This is a genomic window from Microbulbifer maximicatervae (SeqCode), from assembly GCF_052468095.1.
On sequence record NZ_CP174332.1, the window covers coordinates 4,833,552 to 4,850,316 of the forward strand.

The following is a 16,765-nucleotide window of genomic DNA, read 5'->3' on the forward strand; positions in this document are numbered from 1 at the left end:
CAAAAAAATTGCTGGGGTTTTAGGGATCGAAGCAATGCACTTTCAGAAATTGCCCTGGAACTACCTACAAACCGGCAAGACTACCGGCCTTAAACTGGGCAAAGTAGGTAGTGCCTTCACGCAGTTCTAGGCGCTCGCAGGAGAGACGGGAAATATCTGCGTAGAACACCTGATCAGCAGCGGCTAACTGTAAACGAATGCGGCCGTCGGTAAGGTTCTGCTTAGCAACTAAAGTTACCGGCAGGCAATTGAGGATACTGGACAAGCCCGGCTTCTCTACACTGAGGCTAATATCTCCAGCTTCCAGCAGAAAAGCTGCGGTATCGCCTTTGCGATAATGGCCTGCCACCCTATCTGCAAAGATAGAAATCCCCCCTAAATCCAAAGTCAGCAGACCATTGTTTAGGGATTCCACTCGCGCTTCAATCCGGCTGCGGCAGCTATCCCCTACGCCGTGGTTATCCAGGCGCTGGGCAACTTCAGGTAAGGGAAGTGGCGCGGACAAATTGGCAGAATCCATCCACAAGCAGCGCTGGGCCAGCAACTGGATTTCATCAAAGTCGTGACTGGTCCAGATTACCAGCGCCGGATATCGAGCCCAGAAATCCCGTAGGGTCGGCAATAGGCGCCGCAGTACTTGGGCGCGGTCAACCGCTGAAAGCGGCTCATCAAATAATTGCAGCGGCGCGTTGTTAAAAAGCTGGCGTAATACAGCCACACGCTGCGATTCTCCGCCAGACAATAGCTCTACCGGCTGATGGAGTAGCAGTTCAATACCAAAAGCCTTTAGCAGCCGATCACACTCTTCCTCGGGCAGTGGCCTGCGGCTGTAACGGCGGGCCAGTGCCAGGTTATCTGCCACTGACTGGCCGGCAAACAGGCGGCTGTCCTGAAAGCCCAAAGAAAGCGTCCTTTTGTGGGTAGCCAGGGCGCGGCGTCCGCGCTGCCAAACCGTATTGGCAAAAGTGATATTGCCACGGCAGTGGCGCTGGCCAGCCAAAGCAGCCAGTAATGTGCTCTTGCCGCTGCCGGAGGGACCGGTAAGACCAAAAACTCCAGAGGCTGGCAGCTCTAATTGCCAGGGAATCGCAGCGTTAAGCGGAGTCACCAGCCCTGAAACACTCAGTCCGGTGGAATCAGAAGTGGTAGACGCAGTACCGACAAGGGGTAAGGTGATTTCCATTAGCCCAGCACCCCCATTACCGGTTTAGCCTGCTCGTTGTTTGATCCGCGCGGGGCCAAACTATGTCCCAGCCAACGGGCAGCGAGTAGCAGTACCGTAGTAATTCCCATCAACATCAAAGCCAGCCGGTGCGCCGCACCGTATTCCATCGCCTCCACATGTTGATAAAGAGCAATAGAAACCACCTGGGTCTCACCGGGAATAGAGCCACCAATCATCAGCACTACCCCGAACTCACCCAGGGTATGGGCAAAGGTTAAAGCGCAGGCACTCACAATAGCGGCGCGACTCGCCGGCAAAAGAACTTTTAATAGTGCCGCCCAGGGCGGTATACCCAGTGCTGCGGCAGCCTGGGTCAAACGCTGACCATTGGCATTAAACGCGGCTAGCAGCGGCTGCACCATAAACGGTAGGGAATAAATTACTGACGCAAATACCAGGCCGGTAAAGGAAAACACCAAAGGGCCATCAAAAAGTTGTGACAGCCACTGCCCGGGAGCATAGTTAGGGGAAAATAAAAGCAGTAAATAAAAACCCAACACCGTGGGTGGCAGTACCAGCGGTAGGGTAATTAATACCTCTATGCCATGGCGCCAGCGGCTCTGCCATTGGCTCAATTTCCAGGCCAAGGGCACGCCGATAATAAACAGGAGCAAGGTAGTTAAGCCGGCCAATTTTAAAGTTAGCCACAGGGCCTGCCAGTCGGCAGCGGCGATATTCATAAACCACTCCCTCCATCTCTACTTCGATATTGAGTTGGCAAAACACCGTAACCCAAGTGCTGTAGTTGCACCTGCACTTCCGCTGAACGCAAATAGTCAGCGAGGGACTGCGCCTCTTTAGGCCGACGGCTCTGGGTGGGAATCAGCAGCTGCTGTTCAATGGGTTTGTACAAACGCTGCGGCAGCAACCAGTAGTTATCGCGGCCGGCTGCTTGCATCTGGCTGGCGGCGACAAAGCCCAGCTGCGCATTGCCGGAATCCAGCATTAAATAGGCTTGGCCGGCATTGTGAGCCCGGGCTAATTGAGTTTGTTTTTTCTTCCACAAATCCAGGCTTTGCAGCGCTTGCCGTGCGGCACTGCCGAAAGGCGCTACTTTCGGATCGGCTAATACAATTTTATCGGGCCAGGTTTGCAGTAGCTGCTTGATATTGGATTCCGATTTTGGGTGCCAGAGAGCCAGTAAACCCAGGGCGTAAGTCTGGCGACTGTTGCCCAGTGCCCCACCCTGCTTTTCCAACAGTTCAGGTCGCTCACGATCGGCAGACAGGAATAAATCGAAGGGCGCGCGGTGCGCTATTTGTTGGTAGAGCACCCCTGAGCTGCCACTGCTGATTTGCACCACACAGGCATGGCGACGCTCAAATTCCGGCAGTACCTCTTCCAGTGCCGGGCGAAAGCTGGACGCTACCGCCACCCGCAAGATGCAGTTATCCGCATTTACCGGTAGCGCGATGGCCACCAGTAAAGCGGATAGCAGCAGGCTCAGCCGGCGGACCACTTTTCCATCTCCGCAGCATCACTGGCCCGAGCTTCGACCCAGCGCTCTGAAGGCTTACCGGACTCATCCGCAACCGCTTCGCGCTTCCAGAAAGGCGCCTCAGTTTTGAGGCGATCCATGATGTATTGGCAGGCGGCAAAGGCGGCTTGGCGGTGGGGGCTGGTAACGCCGACAAAAACAATCTCATCATTGATCTGCATGGGGCCAACCCGGTGGACGATAGTCACACGCCCCAGGGACCAGCGATCGCGGGCATCATTGATAATCCGTTGCAGGCTTTTTTCCGTCATTCCCGGATAGTGTTCCAGGGCCAGGCCGCAGACATCACTACCCGCATTGAAGTCCCGCACCGAACCCACAAACAGAACGCAGGCACCATCACCACTGTTGCCCTGCAGCGCAGTATATTCAGCCGCTACGTCGAGGGGCGTTTCACAGACTTCAATACGATCAACGGCTTTCATATTGGCACCACTAACCGCCGGTAACCGGCGGGAAAAATGCAACTTCATCCCCAGCCTTCACCTGGGCTCCGGTTTCTGCTAGCTCCTGGTTCAGGGCCATACGAATATCATCCCTTTGCAGGTGCGGGCTCCAATCCGGGCGCTGTTCACATAGGGTTTTGCGCAACTCGCTGAGACTGCCGGAAAAGTCCTCCAGGGTAGTCTCGCCCATGCCCAATTGCTGGCGCAGACGCGCGAAAAACAGAACCTTTACCATCGCTTTACACCTCTGAAATTTTTACGCCTTGTCCGCAGCATCGCCGCGCCAGTGGCCGCGCTTACCGCCGGTTTTTTGCAGCAGGCGGGTCGGGCCGATTTCCATCGCCGGGTCCACGGCTTTGCACATATCGTAAATGGTCAGCGCCGCTACCGAAGCTGCGGTTAACGCTTCCATCTCTACTCCGGTGCGACCGGCCAAGCGGCAGAAAGCGGTGATATGCACACTGTGCTTTTCCGGCTGTAATTCGAAATCCACCGCTACTTTGGTCAACGCTAGCGGATGGCACAGGGGAATTAAATCCGAGGTTTTCTTCGCGGCCTGGATGCCGGCGATACGAGCTACAGAAAGCACATCGCCTTTTTTGTGCGCCCCTTGGCTCAGCAGTGCAAAAGCCTCTGCACTCATACTGATACTACTCTCAGCCAGGGCACTGCGGTCAGTGATGTCCTTCTCGGTAACATCCACCATGCTGGCTTCGCCACGCTGGTTTAAATGGGTTAACTGGCTCACAAATTACCCCCGGCTCTCGCAGGGCGCGCTGGCAAAGCGCACATGGGGGATAAAGTTACAGGGCTTGTGGCGGGCATCCAGCTGCTCCAGCAATATGCCTTCCCAAGCAGTGCGACAGGCTCCGGTGGAACCGGGCATACAACATATCAGCGTGCGATTAGCCAGGCCGGCGAGCGCGCGGGATTGCACGGTAGAGCTGCCGATATCCCCAAGGGAAATATGGCGGAACAGCTCGCCGAAGCCGTCGACGGTTTTGTCGAACAGAGGGCTCAGGGCTTCCGGCGTGGAGTCGCGATCGGTAAAACCAGTACCACCGGTCACCAATACCACCTGCACTTTGGGATCGGCAATCCAGGCGGAGACCACCGCGCGCATCTGGTAAACATCGTCCGGGGTAATGCGCTTATCTGCGAGCTGATGGCCGGCAGTTTTGAGGGCTTCCACCAGATACTGGCCAGAGGTATCAGTCTGCTCGTTGCGGGTATCGGATACGGTAAGTACCGCGATATTGAGCGGTACAAATTCTTTGCTAGCGTGTGCGGACATAATCAGTGGTCTCTCAAAAAACTGTTTTCTGGAGTTTTATCCGGCGTACTCAAACCGAGATAATCTGCCGGCGTATTGATATTGCGATGCCAATCGCCGGCACTTTTTATGGGTATGGATTTGGCCCCCAGGTGACGCAGCAGCGCGCCGACCGAATTGCGCGCACAGCCCTCAACGGCACGGCGCAAATAATCCAGGCAGTCGCCATTTAAAGGCAGCCACAGGGGAAAAAAGAAGTTTTCAAAATAACAGGGCCGGCCACTTGCCTGCCCCTCTGCCAATAACTCTGCGAGGTGCTCCCGCCCAAGCAGGGGCATATCTACCGGGATCACCAGGGCCGCATCGGCACCGGTTGCCAGGGCTACCGAATAAAGGCCGCCCAGTGGGCCACGCTCTGGCACCAGGTCTTCAATCGCTCCGGGACGGGCGCCGCTGGTGACGACTTTTGCCAGCGGAAGCTCACTCAGTAAGGCCTCGGCATGCTGCAAGAAATTGCCCTGTTGGGGGTGGACCAGCAATGCCTTATCACGGCCCATCCGGCTGGAGCGGCCGCCGGCCAGCACCACGCCGATTGTCGACTTACTAACAAGAGCCCTGGCCATAACCCTAGCCCCCCAGCATCGCCAGATTGCGGGTAGCGCCGGTAAAACCTTCGTGCAGCTGGTGGCCTGCGGTCTTATCCACAATCAACTCGCGGATATGGGCCGCCAGCGCCTCGCTATCGCCATCGGCGATGATTTCGCGCATATCAAAGCCCTGGTCCGCAAACAGGCATAAGTGCAACTTGCCCTGGGCCGATACCCGCAGGCGGTTGCAGCTTGCACAGAAGTCTTTGCCGTAAGGGGTAATCAGGCCGATACGACCGGCGTAATCCGGGTGGAAATACTCCCGCGCCGGACCGGCATCGCGGGTGCGGATCACCTGCTCCCAACCTTCCCGCAGCAACAGGGTTTCTATATCGCCACCGGAGACATGGTTGCTGGCGAAGAACTCGCGGTTATCGCCGGTGCGCATCAATTCAATAAAGCGCAGGGTCACCGGAGTCTCGCGAACCCAGGCGAGGAAGTTATCCAGCTCGGCCAGGTTGTACTGGCGCATCAGCACTGCATTGACCTTGGTATCGATACCCAAGGCCAAGGCGCGATCCAGGCCTGCTAAGGCTTTATCCAGGCGATTGTGGCCGGTGATATGGTGGAATTGAGCCGGGTCGAGGCTGTCGATACTGACATTCACCTGATCCAAGCCGGCGCGGTGCCAGTCGTCAATCTGACTGGGCAGGCGGTAACCATTGGTGGTGATGGCTAAGCGGCGAATCTTATCGCTGGCGCGCACGGCTTCGAGCAGCGGCACCAGGTCTTTGCGCAGGGAGGGCTCTCCGCCAGTAAGGCGTACCTTTTCCGTACCCAGTGAAGCGAAAGCGCGCACTAATGTGCCCACCTCAGCGACTGAGAGAGGATTTTCCCCTTCCAGGGAACGTCCGCAACCGATGCCCTCGGGCAGACAGTAGTTGCAGCGGTAATTGCAGATGTCCGTCACGGACAGGCGCAGGTAGTAAAACCTACGGCCAAAATTGTCTTGTAACATTAAACGCCTTTCCAATGTCGGGAGGCCGCGCAGTTTCCCGCTAGACCCTGGTGGCCGGTACGGCCACGGTCCCGACACCTTGCAACGTCAATAAAAAACGACGCGGTTTAGGTAGCGGGACTCGGTGTTTAAACTGATGTCAGTGTATCAAGCTGGTTAATTTATGCTTGGGGCAAAGGTGGTACTCCCTTGGTGCTCGAACTGATGCTCCTCGGGGAGACATCAAAACGTGGAGCTTCAGTCGATTAAAATTTATAAATTATAAAAACAGGTTCAAGGTGCGGGGAAAACCCCGGCCGAAGCCGGGGGCCTCGCTAAGGAGTTCTTTCAGCCGCTTAGAAATTAGCGGTTACCATGATCCAAAGCTTGTCGGTGTCAGTGCTGTACTCATCAGCACGATAAGTTGCGTACTTAACGAGTGCAGAAATGTCATCGGTGATTTTGTGCCCGTAGCTCAGGTTCCACTCATCACCGTAACTAACGGAGCCCTCGGCTGCTTCAAAGTTGTGATAGGTCAAGCCCAGCTTGCCACCGGCCACTTTCATAGAACCGCCAACATACAGATCTTCGACACCGTCAGCGGGGGTTCCCAGGAATTTATCAGTGAAACCCTGGAACTTGTGCAAGGTTGCCAGCGGGGTTTTAAAACCAACGTCATTGTCGGAACCCAAAACTTCATAACCGAGTTTTGCCGCAACTGGACCCAGATCAGCGCCAAGCTCTGCCAGGTAATAATTAGCACTATAGTCATACTGGTTGTCACCAATATCTGACTGGTGCGCATAACTCAGGTTGGCTTTTATCGGACCAAATTTACCTTTGTAATCTACCCCATAAGTGCGGCTGGCATTATCGGTGAGATCTTCCAGATCCAGATTGTAAACAAAAGCGCTGATTTTATGGTTTTCAGCTACTGGATAAATCGCGTGTAGCAGTTGGATATCGCCGCCCATATCGGAACCAGCACTGTCTTCACCGAAAATACGATTAACGTTGTAGACGTAGCTGTAATCCAACTGGAAGCTATCGGCACTGCCGTACTGATAACGAACACCATCGTAGGTCTGCTCGTTTTGTCTCCAGCCAACACCGCCGACAAATCGCTGTCCATCCAGATTTATACGCTGGCGACCTGCGGTAATTATGGAGTTCCCACCGCTATAGCGAATATAGGCCTGGTTAATTTCAGTTCCTTCTGGATCAACCACCACCGGGCGGTCGATATTGCCATTGGTGGTGGAGTTGTAACTGTCATTACCAATCGCAGTAACATCATCCATTTCCAGGAAGCCGGTAAAGCCACGGTAGCTGCCACTGCGCCAGTTGAGGCGGGTTCTTAACGTGGATGCAACAGCTTCCTCTTCCATATCATACTGATCGACAGTATCGTCAACTAAGATATCTTGATCGACAACTTCTACTCGGTAACGCAGATTCAATCCGACTTCACCGGATTTCAACGCATCCACCAGAGTGGCATTTTCACTTTCCTGCGCAGCGGCCTGCAATGCGACAGAGCTGCAGGCCCCCAACAGTAAAGCACCGAGAATTTTTGGAAATTTGGAAACGGTCATGACGCTTTTCCTTTGCAACAACGGAGTGAACAGTGACAAATTACAATTTTTCAGACTCGACTGAAACCATAGATTTTTTCCTGCCTAATTAATCTTTACTCCCTAGCCTTTACTCAGGTGTAATCCTTTATTGGTAGTGGGCACTACCTATCCGGCAAAGCCTCGGTTTCACTGGTTTCCTCAAGCAGGAAATTATTTTGCTGTGCGTACTGTAAACGCTGCATATAATTTTCTCTTTGAATCGCTAAATACATAACCAGCATGCAAATCGCGAGTACACCGTAGAGCAGCATAAAGGCAGCACTGTGAATACCCACTAAATCCTGTGCAATACCAAACAGGACTGGCAGGGTAAAACCTCCCAAAGCACCAATCGTGGCCACCGCGCCACCAACACTTCCCATATGTGCGGGGAAATTATCGTGAAGTGCTTTGTATACAGAAGCTCGTCCGAATCCCTGAGCGATACCAATAACCAGTAGCAGTAAAGTGAACAATTCAATACCCACTTCAATATTTAAATGCACATCCCGTTCCACCCCGTGAATGGTCATGCTGGTGGGCGGGTAACTGAGGAAGAAAAGACAGACCAGGCAGGTCCAGAAAACACTCCAATTGACGGTGCGCGCACCGTAGCGATCGGCAAACCAGCCCCCCAAAGCACGCAGTGAACTGGAAAGGGCCACAAACAACAGGGTGAGAGCCATTGCAACCGGCGTGCTGACTTGGTACACCGACAGATAGTAATTCGGCAACCACAATAAAAGCGCGAGAAAACTGCCAAAAACAAAGTAATAGTAGAGCCCATAACGCCAAACCCGGATTTGCGTTAGCGGCTTTAAATGACTGCGCAGATCCGGCTTTCCCCGGCTGCGCATATAGCGGGTTTCCTCTGGTGCAAAAAATTCGAATAAAATCATCATCAGGATAATCCCGGCTCCGTAAACAGGCCCTATCCACTCCCGGCCAAACCAATTTTGAATGGCCGGAGCCAATGCCAGGGTAATTGCAGCTCCGGCATTTCCTGCACCAAAAATGCCCATTGCAGTACCCTGCCGCCCTCTTTCGAACCACGGGCTGATATAGCGAATCCCCAAAACAAAAGACACCCCGGAAATACCCAGCCACAACCCCGCCAGCAAGTGGGCCCCGTAGCTATCGATAAAGGGCAACAAAAAGAGCACCGGCAGCAACAACAGCATCTGCAATAAAATAAGCTTTTTCGCAGAAAAATATTCCACCAGAAATCCCGCCGGAAAACGCAACAGCGCCCCGCTCAGAATCGGCGCAGCCAGTAGAACCCCGTATTCAGTTGCAGACAGATCCAGTTGCCCGCGAATCTCTACCCCCAATACCGCGTAGAGCGTCCAAACAGAAAAGTTAGCGGCGAACATGGCCGAGGCAAATATCAGCGCGCGCCCGGCGAGTTGCTGTGTATATTGCACGGCAGGCATCTCCAAAATATTGGCTGTCGAAAATTAATTGCCACCCCGGTTATGCACCGCATTGAGCCCCCGCCCAAGAAAAGTGATCACAGAATTACAGCGGGGGCGAGAAATCTACAGAGGCAAGCTATTGGCAAGATGCACAAAAAATCGGCTAGCGACAATTACTCCCAAAAACCCTTTTTAATCATTATCAATTTCCGCCAACTACCCCCACTGGGGTAGAAACGCACTAAAAACCGCCCCTACCCACTCCGAGCTACTAACCCCAAGGGGTTACTCCCTTCCAACTACAAATCGATTTCCCTTCCACTTACCCCTTTTGCGCACTTTCCCTCTGGCGCTGCTCAAATACTATCGGTCATGACCCTATCCACCTCTAAAAATTTCTGAGAAGCCGGAGAAAATAGTCATGAGTCAATCCAGCGGCCTCAATTTATTTAATTGGGGCGATCCCAAAATAAAGACGCTGCACGTTACTTGGTTTGCGTTTTTCCTGACTTTCGTGGTGTGGTTCTCCCACGCTCCGCTGATGGTCTTTATCAAGGAAGCGTTCGACCTCACCAGCCAGCAAGTAAAAGCCCTGTTAATCCTCAACGTGGCACTCACCATCCCCGCCCGTATCATTATCGGTATGCTGGTGGATAAATTGGGGCCGCGCCTGGTGTACAGCGGGCTGCTGATGACCTCATCTTTAATCTGTTTGGGCTTTGCCACCGCAGACAGTTATGAATCCCTGGCCCTGTTCCGCTTCCTGCTGGGATTTGTGGGTGCCGGCTTTGTAATTGGTATCCGCATGGTGGGTGAATGGTTCCCAGCCAAACAAGTCGGCCTGGCAGAAGGTGTTTACGGCGGCTGGGGGAATTTCGGTTCTGCTGCCGGTGCCATGACCCTGCCCACCATCGCCCTGCTGTTCGGCGGTGAAGACGGCTGGCGCTATGCCCTGGGCCTCACCGGCATCATCGCCGGCCTGTACGGCATCATCTACTACCGCGTTGCCCGCAACACTCCTAAAGGTTCCACTTACTTCAAGCCGAAGAAGAGCGGCGGCCTGGAAGTGACCAGCAAGCGGGATTTCTACTTCTACCTGCTAATGAATGTGCCCATGTACCTGGCACTGGCAGCGCTGGCTTACAAACTGTCTCCCAGCGGCGTAGCCCTGCTGAGCCAGAATGCCACTTACGCAATGTGGGGACTGCTGGTAGCACTGTTTGCCTTCCAGACCCGCATGATCTGGAATGTAAACAAAGACCACCTGCGCGAAGGTGTGCCCGAGCTGGAGAAATACAACTTCAAGCAGGTAGCCATCCTCGACCTGGCCTACTTCGTCACCTTCGGCTCAGAGCTGGCCGTGGTTTCTATGCTGCCCCTGTTCTTCCTGGAAACCTTTGAAGGATTGAGCCCGGTGAAGGCCGGCCTGCTCGCCTCTGGCTTCGCCTTTATGAACCTGGTGGCCCGCCCAACCGGTGGATACTTCTCTGACAAACTGGGGCGCCGCCGCAGCCTGATGTTCCTGATCGGCGGCCTGGCAGTGGGTTACTTTGTACTGAGCCAGATCAACGGCGGCTGGTGGATTCCCGCTGCGGTAATTGCCACCATGTGCTGCTCTTTCTTCGTGCAGGCCGGTGAGGGTGCCGTATTCGCCGTCGTACCCCTGGTGAAGCGTCGCATGACCGGGCAGATCGCCGGTATGGCCGGAGCCTACGGCAACGTGGGTGCGGTTACTTTCCTTACCGCCCTGTCTTATGTCAGCTACAGCCAGTTCTTCCTGATTATCTGCGGCGCAGCAGCGGTGATCTTCTTCGCCTGCCTGTTCCTGGAGGAGCCCAAAGGCAATATCGCCGAAGTGCTACCGGATGGCACAGTGCAGCTGATCAGCGTGGAGTGATCCGGAAAGAGTGAGCGTAAAGCAGTTATCCAGCAACAAACGCAAAGGAGGGCCAATGGCCCTTCTTTGTTTTTCGCCGTTGGTCTGAGGGGACGAAAAGAGATAGGAGAAAGCTGTGAGCGAAACCAATTCCGGGGTGCAAACAGAAACCGAGGCAAACCCCGAAGCCCAGACACCGCGATTGAGCCACGGCCTCTGCACCAGTGCCGGCATCAAACCGCAGAACGAAGACGCGGCAATCTATCACTGGCCAGACAACCCGCACTTACAGGAATATCTGGGTGCAGTTGCCGCGCTAGCAGACGGAGTCAGCTCTGCCGAAGCCGGCGCCCTGGCCAGCCACACCGCCACCGAGCAGTTTGTGCGGGACTACTACAAGGTGCCGGATACCTGGTCTGTGGCCCACGCCGGACAGAAAATCCTCGCCTCCATTAACAGCAAGCTATACCGCAAGAGCCACGACTTTCCCCAACAGGAAAAGGGCTTCCTCTGCACCTTCTCTGCCCTGATTTTTAAATCCCGCACTGCCCACTACTTTCATATCGGTGACAGCCGTATCTATCACCTGCGCGGTGACAGCCTAAAATGCCTCACCCGGGACCACAACATCACCCTGGCCCATCGCCAGCAGATGCTATCCCGCGCGCTGGGCATGGATACCGGCCTGCAAGTGGATTACGGCCAGCTCAGCCTGGCTAAGGACGATGTGCTGCTGATTACCAGCGACGGCGTGCACGACTTTATCAAACAGGATTTGCTGCGCGAGCTGCTGGCAGATACCCAGCTAAGCGAACAGGAAACAGCGGAAACCCTGGTGCGCCTCGCCGAGGAAAACGGCAGCGACGATAACCTCTCCGCATTAGTGGTAAAGGTAAAAGCATTGCCACAAACCACCCTGGACGACTACAGCCGCCAGCTTACCCGCCTGCCCTTCCCACCGGAATTGGAACCGGGCATGGTTTTGGATGGCTACCAGGTGGAACGGGAGCTGTTCTCCTCCCAGCGCAGCCAGCTGTACCTGGTGCGCGACAGTGCCACCGGCGAAACCCTGGTAATGAAAACCCCCTCGGTAAATTACGAAGACGATATCCACTATATCGACCGCTTTATTCAGGAGGAGTGGATAGGCCTGCGTATTCGCAGCCCCCAAGTAGTGCGCTTGCACCGGCAGACCCGCCCACGCACCGCGCTCTATTACCTGATGGAGTATGTGCAGGGCAGCACCCTGGAGCAGTGGATCACCCACAACCGCTTTCCCAAACCCGCAGAGGCGTTTCGTATCCTTAAGGAGATTGCCACCGGGCTACAGGCCTTCCACGATCAGGAAACCATTCACCAGGATTTGCGCCCGGCCAATATCATGATCGACAGCGACGGGCGGGTAAAAATTATCGACTTCGGCTCAGTCTATGTAGCCGGCAGTGCCGAGATTTTCCGCCCCCTGGAGCACCCGGAAGCGCTGGGCACCGCCAGCTATTCCGACCCCCACTATATCCTCGGGCACAACAGCGGTATTCGCGGCGATATCTATGCTCTCGCCACCATTGCCTACGAAATGTTTACCGGAGAACTGCCCTACGGCGAAGAAATCGAAAACTGCCGCTCCCACGCCGACTTCGAACGCCTGCGCTACCGCACCGCCAGCCAGTTTAATCCTGTAGTCCCCATCTGGTTCGACCGCGCCCTGGAGCGCGGATGCAGTATCGACCTGGAACAGCGCTACTCCACCCTAACGGAATTTATGCGCGACCTGGCCAATCCGAACCCGGATTACCTAAGGGAAGATCCTACTGAAAAAGGGGATGCCTCTTTGTTTTGGAAGATTCTTTGTGGGATTTGGGTGGCTACTTTGTTGGCGGTGGCGGCGTTGTTTTCGTCTAGTGCTTGAGATTTGAGATTTCGGTACGGTAGTTCTTATTTACGAATATGCTGATCCAGCATATCTATAAAATGCTCTGGTTCAGCAGGTAGTAGTTTTAGGCGGACATCACCCATGACACGTTCTTTTACTGCTTTTGTATCCTGCACAACATTTGGTGATTTCTTAATTTGTCTAAACCAAAGACAAAGAGCAGCTTCAATATACACGAACATACAAACACTAACTTATTGATTTTTAAAATATTTAATCTCTTAATCAAGAAATATTAATTATTAGAGGTATTCCAGACACGACAAATCTACCAAAGTAATTTGTGTCAGTACTGACTAAAATACTAATTTATTATCCTTTCCGATTAATGTAACCTCCCATTCTTCGGATATCTTGACAACTGATATGATGCAGTTTCTGTGAATACGCTATTAAATTATCACCAGAAAAACCATGAAAAAAAGACTCCAGGTATTTATTTCCTCTACATACATGGACCTGGTTGAAGAAAGGCAAGTCAAACTGTACTTTCGGTGCCGTACTCTCTAACGCTCGCTTTGCCTGCGGTGTTATGTCCTAACTCGAAATTTAATCGCACGAATAGTAAGGAAGAGAAATGATAGAAAAGGAGTATATAGAAATAGACCAAGAAACGCTTTACGAAGGAATAAAGTCTATTTCTAAAAGCGATTTTAAAGCAAAAGAAATCTTGGCGACATTAATTGAAGCACAGCAAGAAGAAGTTGAAGCCGCAATTGAACACAAAAAGAAAAAGCGAAAAACTTCCGCACAAATAGCAATTGAGAAAGCAAGAAGAAGACATATGCGCAAATTAAAAAGAAACATGCGCAATGCTTCGCCTAGTAGACCACAACCCAAAAAATATATGGCAGCACATCATATCGTTTCGTGGCATGATTCGCGAGCTTTGGCCGCAAGACAAATACTTGCTCAATATGGAATCGATATAAATGATGAATCTAATGGAGTCTGGCTACCTCAATACGAAAAGGACTTACCACATAAAGCCTGTCCTGACGCCTACGCTCATGCTAAAATCCACACAAATGTATACTATGTGAACGTCACCAATCTTTTACAAACAGAAGCAAGAATTCCTGGTACATCTGCCAATGATATACGAGATGTTTTGCGGGATATTGGTGATGAACTTGTTTCGGGAGTGTTTCCTGTATGAAAACCTACCAAATTAATTACGATGTAAACAATTACCGTCAATTGGCTTGGTCTGACAAAGACATAAATATTCTGAAAGAATCAGAGGTTCTCTTATCTGGTGATAAGGGAGCGCTCAAAAAAATATCTGTCGAGTGGATGATTGAAGAAGGAGTCACAAATTTACCTAAGCCAGACATAGCGTATTTACAAGGTTATACACCATCTATTATTGTAAATTCCAAAGTTGCTCCGCTGTTATCTGACAAATTCGGAGATAAAGCTGAAAACATAACTATTTCTATAGAAAATGAGTTTTGGTTTATTTTTAAAATAAATAAAATTTCTGATACTGCTTTGAATCTGGAAAGATGTAAATTTAAATTACGAAGATCAGGATCATTTGGAAGAATCACCAAAGCTGTTTATAATAAATCTGAATTTTCCGACTCAATGGCTATTATTGCCAAACAAGACCCGATGAACATTGTTGTCACAGATGAATTTAAAGATTTCATCAATAGCAATCAATTTACAGGTCTTAGTTTTAAAGAAGTTGAAAATATCTAGTTCAAGTATTGGTATTTCAAGTGCAAGCAAGGGGTGGTTCGCTGTAAAGCTCACCCCAACTACACATGTTGATATAGTCAATACAAGTAGTAGCTGCCTCTGGAGAGTCCCTCGAGATAATGAAAGCAGTTGCAGGCTTATCCATTACTCCATCAATTGCGGTAATAGTTGTTCAGTGGTTAAAGAATAGATCTTCTCGAAAAGTAATCCTCCAAATGACCGACAAAAAGATAGTATATATTGAAGGTTATTCTAAGGAGGAGATCTCTAACTTAATTGCAGATGCTTCGAGCATTACCATTATTCAAACTGAGCCTGGCCAATAGTATAATAAGCTAATTGGCCACACCTATATTACGCGTCGCTGTATTTCACATATAGATGGTATAGAAAGCATCCTATCAAGAAAACATAGGAATTCTTAGTCAGGGAAGAAAATGGAAACAAATAGCATAAGAATTAGCAATTTACAAAGGAGCGAACTTCCTGTTCTTTGGAAGAATCTAAATTCTAATGAGCTAAACACACTCGTCAAGCGTTCAAACTCAAAAGAGATTTCGTTGCTCATAGGGCACACAAACGAGCAGGGGCTAACTTATTTATTTTCTATCTTTGAGTCAGAAAATATAAACAAGATATTTGAGAGCCTTTCAAAGAATGAATTAAACAAAATATTTGTCCTTCTTAGCAAGAAAGAGCTATCCAGAATATCAAAAACATTAAATGAAAAAACATTAATAAAAGTACTAGCATCAGCAAGCCAAACTCAAAGGGATAGATTGCTATCATCCTTTCCTATAGATGAGAAAAAGGCAATTCTAGAAGTAATTGATGAAGAAATTGATCTTGATAAAAACTATAAAAAATATCTTGGAGAAAAATTCGAAAATTCTTTAGAGAGAGAAGCATTTCAAAGAATCATAGAGTTAGAAGAGAAGGAAATATTCCTAGAGAGGCAGCAACAAGTAAGAAAAGACCAATATGCCGAACAACTTGAGAATATGCGTTCTCAAATTGCTCATACAGAAAAAGAGTATGCTTTCCAGGCTAAAAGACTTAGAGAACAATCAATTTAAAAGAGAAAATGATCTAAAGGAACGCATTAGAATACTGCAGGAGGAGCATCAAAAGCAGGTACAGGGCAAGATAGAATTGAAGGTACCTGAGTTTGTAAAAGAAGCAGTAAATGCTTTAGAAAAAAAGGAAACCGATTTTTCTTCTAAGTCTAAAAAATGGAATATTCAGGGAACAATAGCATTAGGCCTGTCGATATTAGCCGCCGTAGCTGCTTTGATTTATGGCAGCTTTGAATTTAATACTGCAGCAAAAGAAAATATTGACTGGTTCTTTTTTTCTTTTCTCTTAATAAAAGGCTTAATAGTTGTTACTTTATTCGGAGCATGGGCTAACCATGCATACAATATTGGCAATGCTTATATGCATGAGTCACTTAAAAGAAGTGACAGAATTCATGCTATAAACTTCGGCAAGTTATATCTTGAAGTATATGGTAACGATGTAAGTCAATCCGACATGAAGTCAATTTTCGAAAATTGGAATCTAGAAAGTGATAGCGCATTCACAAAAGTTCAAAAAACTTCATTTGAACCAAAAGTAATTGAACAAGTTACTCAGCTTGTTGCAGTAATTTCTGCAGCAGCCAAAGATACCCGAAGTAAAAATGAAGAAGAAACAAATAAGTAAATCCAGGTGGCGCCTACGGCGCGCCTGGTTTGATATCTGTTTAAAATCTTAACGATTTCCATCCTCCAACGCCCGTTCCTTTCCGAGACGAATATATATTTCCTCACGGTGAACGGGTAAAGATTTGGGAGCACGTATTCCAATCTTCACCTGATTACCCTTAACGTCCAAGACTGTAACTGAAACATTGGCTCCAATCCTTAGGTTTTCACCTATCCGGCGCTTTAAAATCAACATAGATATTTCCTACTGATACTCAAACCATGGGTAGACCTTCTCTGGTGGAAGGCTGAGAAAGTAACGCTGTGAGGAGATACCGGGTGGTGCGCGGGAACGGTAGGCATAGAAGAAGAAAAGGCAGGCACAACGCCTCCAGAGCTTGGGGAATCGCTCCAAGCCGCTGAATGTACTCCACTTTATTGAAGACGAGCGGGTTTCTAGCGTATGATCCATATAGCCATCTTGATAGGTCATTTATCAATTTGGTT

General features: G+C 50.5%; 21 protein-coding genes and 1 riboswitch. Of the genes, 7 read left to right on the forward strand and 14 right to left on the reverse strand.

From position 1 onward, the window contains the following. Window positions 1-64 precede the first annotated feature (64 nt). From ACJJIL_RS21445 to ACJJIL_RS21495, 11 genes are all read right to left on the reverse strand, one after another. Entirely contained in the window at window positions 65-1,183 is a 1,119-nt protein-coding gene (locus tag ACJJIL_RS21445) for an ATP-binding cassette domain-containing protein (protein WP_445360720.1), read from the reverse strand. After that, a complete protein-coding gene (modB, locus tag ACJJIL_RS21450; protein ID WP_444892546.1) occupies window positions 1,183-1,905 on the reverse strand; it encodes a molybdate ABC transporter permease subunit in 723 nt (240 codons plus the stop codon). The genes ACJJIL_RS21445 and modB overlap by 1 nt, the downstream gene beginning before the upstream one ends. Next, window positions 1,902-2,684 carry a molybdate ABC transporter substrate-binding protein gene (gene modA, locus ACJJIL_RS21455; protein ID WP_445360721.1) on the reverse strand — a complete coding sequence of 261 codons (783 nt, stop codon included), beginning with the start codon at window positions 2,682-2,684 and terminating at the stop codon, window positions 1,902-1,904. Before modA ends, modB begins: the two co-directional genes overlap by 4 nt. Further along, complete coding sequence (gene moaE / locus ACJJIL_RS21460) at window positions 2,669-3,148, reverse strand: molybdopterin synthase catalytic subunit MoaE (protein WP_445362022.1); 480 nt, start codon at window positions 3,146-3,148, stop codon at window positions 2,669-2,671. Before moaE ends, modA begins: the two co-directional genes overlap by 16 nt. 10 nt (window positions 3,149-3,158) lie before the next feature. Beyond that, window positions 3,159-3,404 (reverse strand): molybdopterin converting factor subunit 1, encoded by a 246-nt coding sequence (moaD, locus tag ACJJIL_RS21465; RefSeq protein WP_444906674.1) that lies wholly within the window; start codon window positions 3,402-3,404, stop codon window positions 3,159-3,161. A gap of 21 nt (window positions 3,405-3,425) precedes the next feature. Continuing rightward, the gene (gene moaC / locus ACJJIL_RS21470; protein WP_282930383.1) at window positions 3,426-3,917 is read right to left on the reverse strand and encodes a cyclic pyranopterin monophosphate synthase MoaC; all 492 of its coding nucleotides are present in this window, start codon (window positions 3,915-3,917) and stop codon (window positions 3,426-3,428) included. 3 nt (window positions 3,918-3,920) lie between these two features. Continuing rightward, window positions 3,921-4,463: a molybdenum cofactor biosynthesis protein B gene (gene moaB / locus ACJJIL_RS21475; RefSeq protein WP_108731355.1), complete on the reverse strand. Its 543-nt coding sequence runs from the start codon at window positions 4,461-4,463 to the stop codon at window positions 3,921-3,923. A gap of 2 nt (window positions 4,464-4,465) precedes the next feature. Beyond that, a complete protein-coding gene (gene mobA / locus ACJJIL_RS21480) occupies window positions 4,466-5,065 on the reverse strand; it encodes a molybdenum cofactor guanylyltransferase (protein WP_445360722.1) in 600 nt (199 codons plus the stop codon). A gap of 4 nt (window positions 5,066-5,069) precedes the next feature. After that, window positions 5,070-6,047: a GTP 3',8-cyclase MoaA gene (moaA, locus tag ACJJIL_RS21485; protein ID WP_413664021.1), complete on the reverse strand. Its 978-nt coding sequence runs from the start codon at window positions 6,045-6,047 to the stop codon at window positions 5,070-5,072. Beyond that, window positions 6,036-6,186, reverse strand: a riboswitch (molybdenum cofactor riboswitch). Its footprint overlaps the gene before it by 12 nt. 196 nt (window positions 6,187-6,382) lie before the next feature. Further along, window positions 6,383-7,621 (reverse strand): alginate export family protein, encoded by a 1,239-nt coding sequence (locus ACJJIL_RS21490; RefSeq protein ID WP_445360723.1) that lies wholly within the window; start codon window positions 7,619-7,621, stop codon window positions 6,383-6,385. A 143-nt stretch (window positions 7,622-7,764) separates the two neighbouring features. Next, window positions 7,765-9,066, reverse strand: a complete 1,302-nt coding sequence (locus ACJJIL_RS21495; RefSeq protein ID WP_445360724.1) for an MFS transporter — start codon at window positions 9,064-9,066, stop codon at window positions 7,765-7,767. 412 nt (window positions 9,067-9,478) lie between these two features. Between ACJJIL_RS21495 and ACJJIL_RS21500 the strand changes: the two genes are divergently transcribed. Further along, complete coding sequence (locus tag ACJJIL_RS21500) at window positions 9,479-10,954, forward strand: NarK family nitrate/nitrite MFS transporter (RefSeq protein WP_282930389.1); 1,476 nt, start codon at window positions 9,479-9,481, stop codon at window positions 10,952-10,954. Window positions 10,955-11,069: 115 nt separating this feature from the next. After that, window positions 11,070-12,842 carry a bifunctional protein-serine/threonine kinase/phosphatase gene (locus tag ACJJIL_RS21505; protein WP_445360725.1) on the forward strand — a complete coding sequence of 591 codons (1,773 nt, stop codon included), beginning with the start codon at window positions 11,070-11,072 and terminating at the stop codon, window positions 12,840-12,842. Between the two features lie 26 nt (window positions 12,843-12,868). Here the strand turns inward: ACJJIL_RS21505 and ACJJIL_RS21510 are convergent, their stop codons facing one another. Then, on the reverse strand, window positions 12,869-13,048 hold the full coding sequence (locus tag ACJJIL_RS21510; protein WP_445360726.1) for a hypothetical protein: 180 nt from the start codon (window positions 13,046-13,048) through the stop codon (window positions 12,869-12,871). Window positions 13,049-13,443: 395 nt separating this feature from the next. On the opposite strand from ACJJIL_RS21510, the gene ACJJIL_RS21515 reads away from it, so the two are divergent. The 5 genes from ACJJIL_RS21515 (at window position 13,444) to ACJJIL_RS21535 (ending at window position 16,277) form a co-directional block, all read left to right on the forward strand. Beyond that, complete coding sequence (locus ACJJIL_RS21515; RefSeq protein ID WP_445355278.1) at window positions 13,444-14,025, forward strand: AHH domain-containing protein; 582 nt, start codon at window positions 13,444-13,446, stop codon at window positions 14,023-14,025. Beyond that, window positions 14,022-14,573: a hypothetical protein gene (locus ACJJIL_RS21520; protein ID WP_445360727.1), complete on the forward strand. Its 552-nt coding sequence runs from the start codon at window positions 14,022-14,024 to the stop codon at window positions 14,571-14,573. The genes ACJJIL_RS21515 and ACJJIL_RS21520 overlap by 4 nt, the downstream gene beginning before the upstream one ends. 119 nt (window positions 14,574-14,692) lie before the next feature. Beyond that, window positions 14,693-14,899, forward strand: coding sequence for a hypothetical protein (locus ACJJIL_RS21525; RefSeq protein WP_445355280.1), 207 nt, complete (start codon window positions 14,693-14,695; stop codon window positions 14,897-14,899). A 111-nt stretch (window positions 14,900-15,010) separates the two neighbouring features. Further along, window positions 15,011-15,649: a magnesium transporter MgtE N-terminal domain-containing protein gene (locus tag ACJJIL_RS21530; protein WP_445360728.1), complete on the forward strand. Its 639-nt coding sequence runs from the start codon at window positions 15,011-15,013 to the stop codon at window positions 15,647-15,649. Next, complete coding sequence (locus ACJJIL_RS21535; RefSeq protein WP_445360729.1) at window positions 15,609-16,277, forward strand: hypothetical protein; 669 nt, start codon at window positions 15,609-15,611, stop codon at window positions 16,275-16,277. Before ACJJIL_RS21530 ends, ACJJIL_RS21535 begins: the two co-directional genes overlap by 41 nt. Before the next feature lie 48 nt (window positions 16,278-16,325). Here ACJJIL_RS21535 and csrA read toward each other — a convergent pair whose 3' ends face one another. Both csrA and ACJJIL_RS21545 read right to left on the reverse strand, forming a co-directional pair. After that, complete coding sequence (csrA, locus tag ACJJIL_RS21540; protein ID WP_445355282.1) at window positions 16,326-16,514, reverse strand: carbon storage regulator CsrA; 189 nt, start codon at window positions 16,512-16,514, stop codon at window positions 16,326-16,328. Between the two features lie 9 nt (window positions 16,515-16,523). Then, entirely contained in the window at window positions 16,524-16,730 is a 207-nt protein-coding gene (locus tag ACJJIL_RS21545; RefSeq protein WP_445360730.1) for a hypothetical protein, read from the reverse strand. Window positions 16,731-16,765 lie beyond the last annotated feature (35 nt).

Excerpts from the sequence above, each read along its gene's own strand:
- ACJJIL_RS21445 (WP_445360720.1), bottom strand. The coding sequence starts at position 1,183 with ATGGAAATCACCTTACCCCTTGTCGGTACTGCGTCTACCACTTCTGAT.
- modB (WP_444892546.1), bottom strand. The coding sequence starts at position 1,905 with ATGAATATCGCCGCTGCCGACTGGCAGGCCCTGTGGCTAACTTTAAAA.
- moaE (WP_445362022.1), bottom strand. The coding sequence starts at position 3,148 with ATGAAAGCCGTTGATCGTATTGAAGTCTGTGAAACGCCCCTCGACGTA.
- moaD (WP_444906674.1), bottom strand. The coding sequence starts at position 3,404 with ATGGTAAAGGTTCTGTTTTTCGCGCGTCTGCGCCAGCAATTGGGCATG.
- moaB (WP_108731355.1), bottom strand. The coding sequence starts at position 4,463 with ATGTCCGCACACGCTAGCAAAGAATTTGTACCGCTCAATATCGCGGTA.
- mobA (WP_445360722.1), bottom strand. The coding sequence starts at position 5,065 with ATGGCCAGGGCTCTTGTTAGTAAGTCGACAATCGGCGTGGTGCTGGCC.
- moaA (WP_413664021.1), bottom strand. The coding sequence starts at position 6,047 with ATGTTACAAGACAATTTTGGCCGTAGGTTTTACTACCTGCGCCTGTCC.
- ACJJIL_RS21490 (WP_445360723.1), bottom strand. The coding sequence starts at position 7,621 with ATGACCGTTTCCAAATTTCCAAAAATTCTCGGTGCTTTACTGTTGGGG.
- ACJJIL_RS21500 (WP_282930389.1), top strand. The coding sequence starts at position 9,479 with ATGAGTCAATCCAGCGGCCTCAATTTATTTAATTGGGGCGATCCCAAA.
- ACJJIL_RS21510 (WP_445360726.1), bottom strand. The coding sequence starts at position 13,048 with ATGTTCGTGTATATTGAAGCTGCTCTTTGTCTTTGGTTTAGACAAATT.
- ACJJIL_RS21515 (WP_445355278.1), top strand. The coding sequence starts at position 13,444 with ATGATAGAAAAGGAGTATATAGAAATAGACCAAGAAACGCTTTACGAA.
- ACJJIL_RS21520 (WP_445360727.1), top strand. The coding sequence starts at position 14,022 with ATGAAAACCTACCAAATTAATTACGATGTAAACAATTACCGTCAATTG.
- ACJJIL_RS21525 (WP_445355280.1), top strand. The coding sequence starts at position 14,693 with ATGAAAGCAGTTGCAGGCTTATCCATTACTCCATCAATTGCGGTAATA.
- ACJJIL_RS21530 (WP_445360728.1), top strand. The coding sequence starts at position 15,011 with ATGGAAACAAATAGCATAAGAATTAGCAATTTACAAAGGAGCGAACTT.
- ACJJIL_RS21535 (WP_445360729.1), top strand. The coding sequence starts at position 15,609 with ATGCTTTCCAGGCTAAAAGACTTAGAGAACAATCAATTTAAAAGAGAA.
- csrA (WP_445355282.1), bottom strand. The coding sequence starts at position 16,514 with ATGTTGATTTTAAAGCGCCGGATAGGTGAAAACCTAAGGATTGGAGCC.
- ACJJIL_RS21545 (WP_445360730.1), bottom strand. The coding sequence starts at position 16,730 with ATGGATCATACGCTAGAAACCCGCTCGTCTTCAATAAAGTGGAGTACA.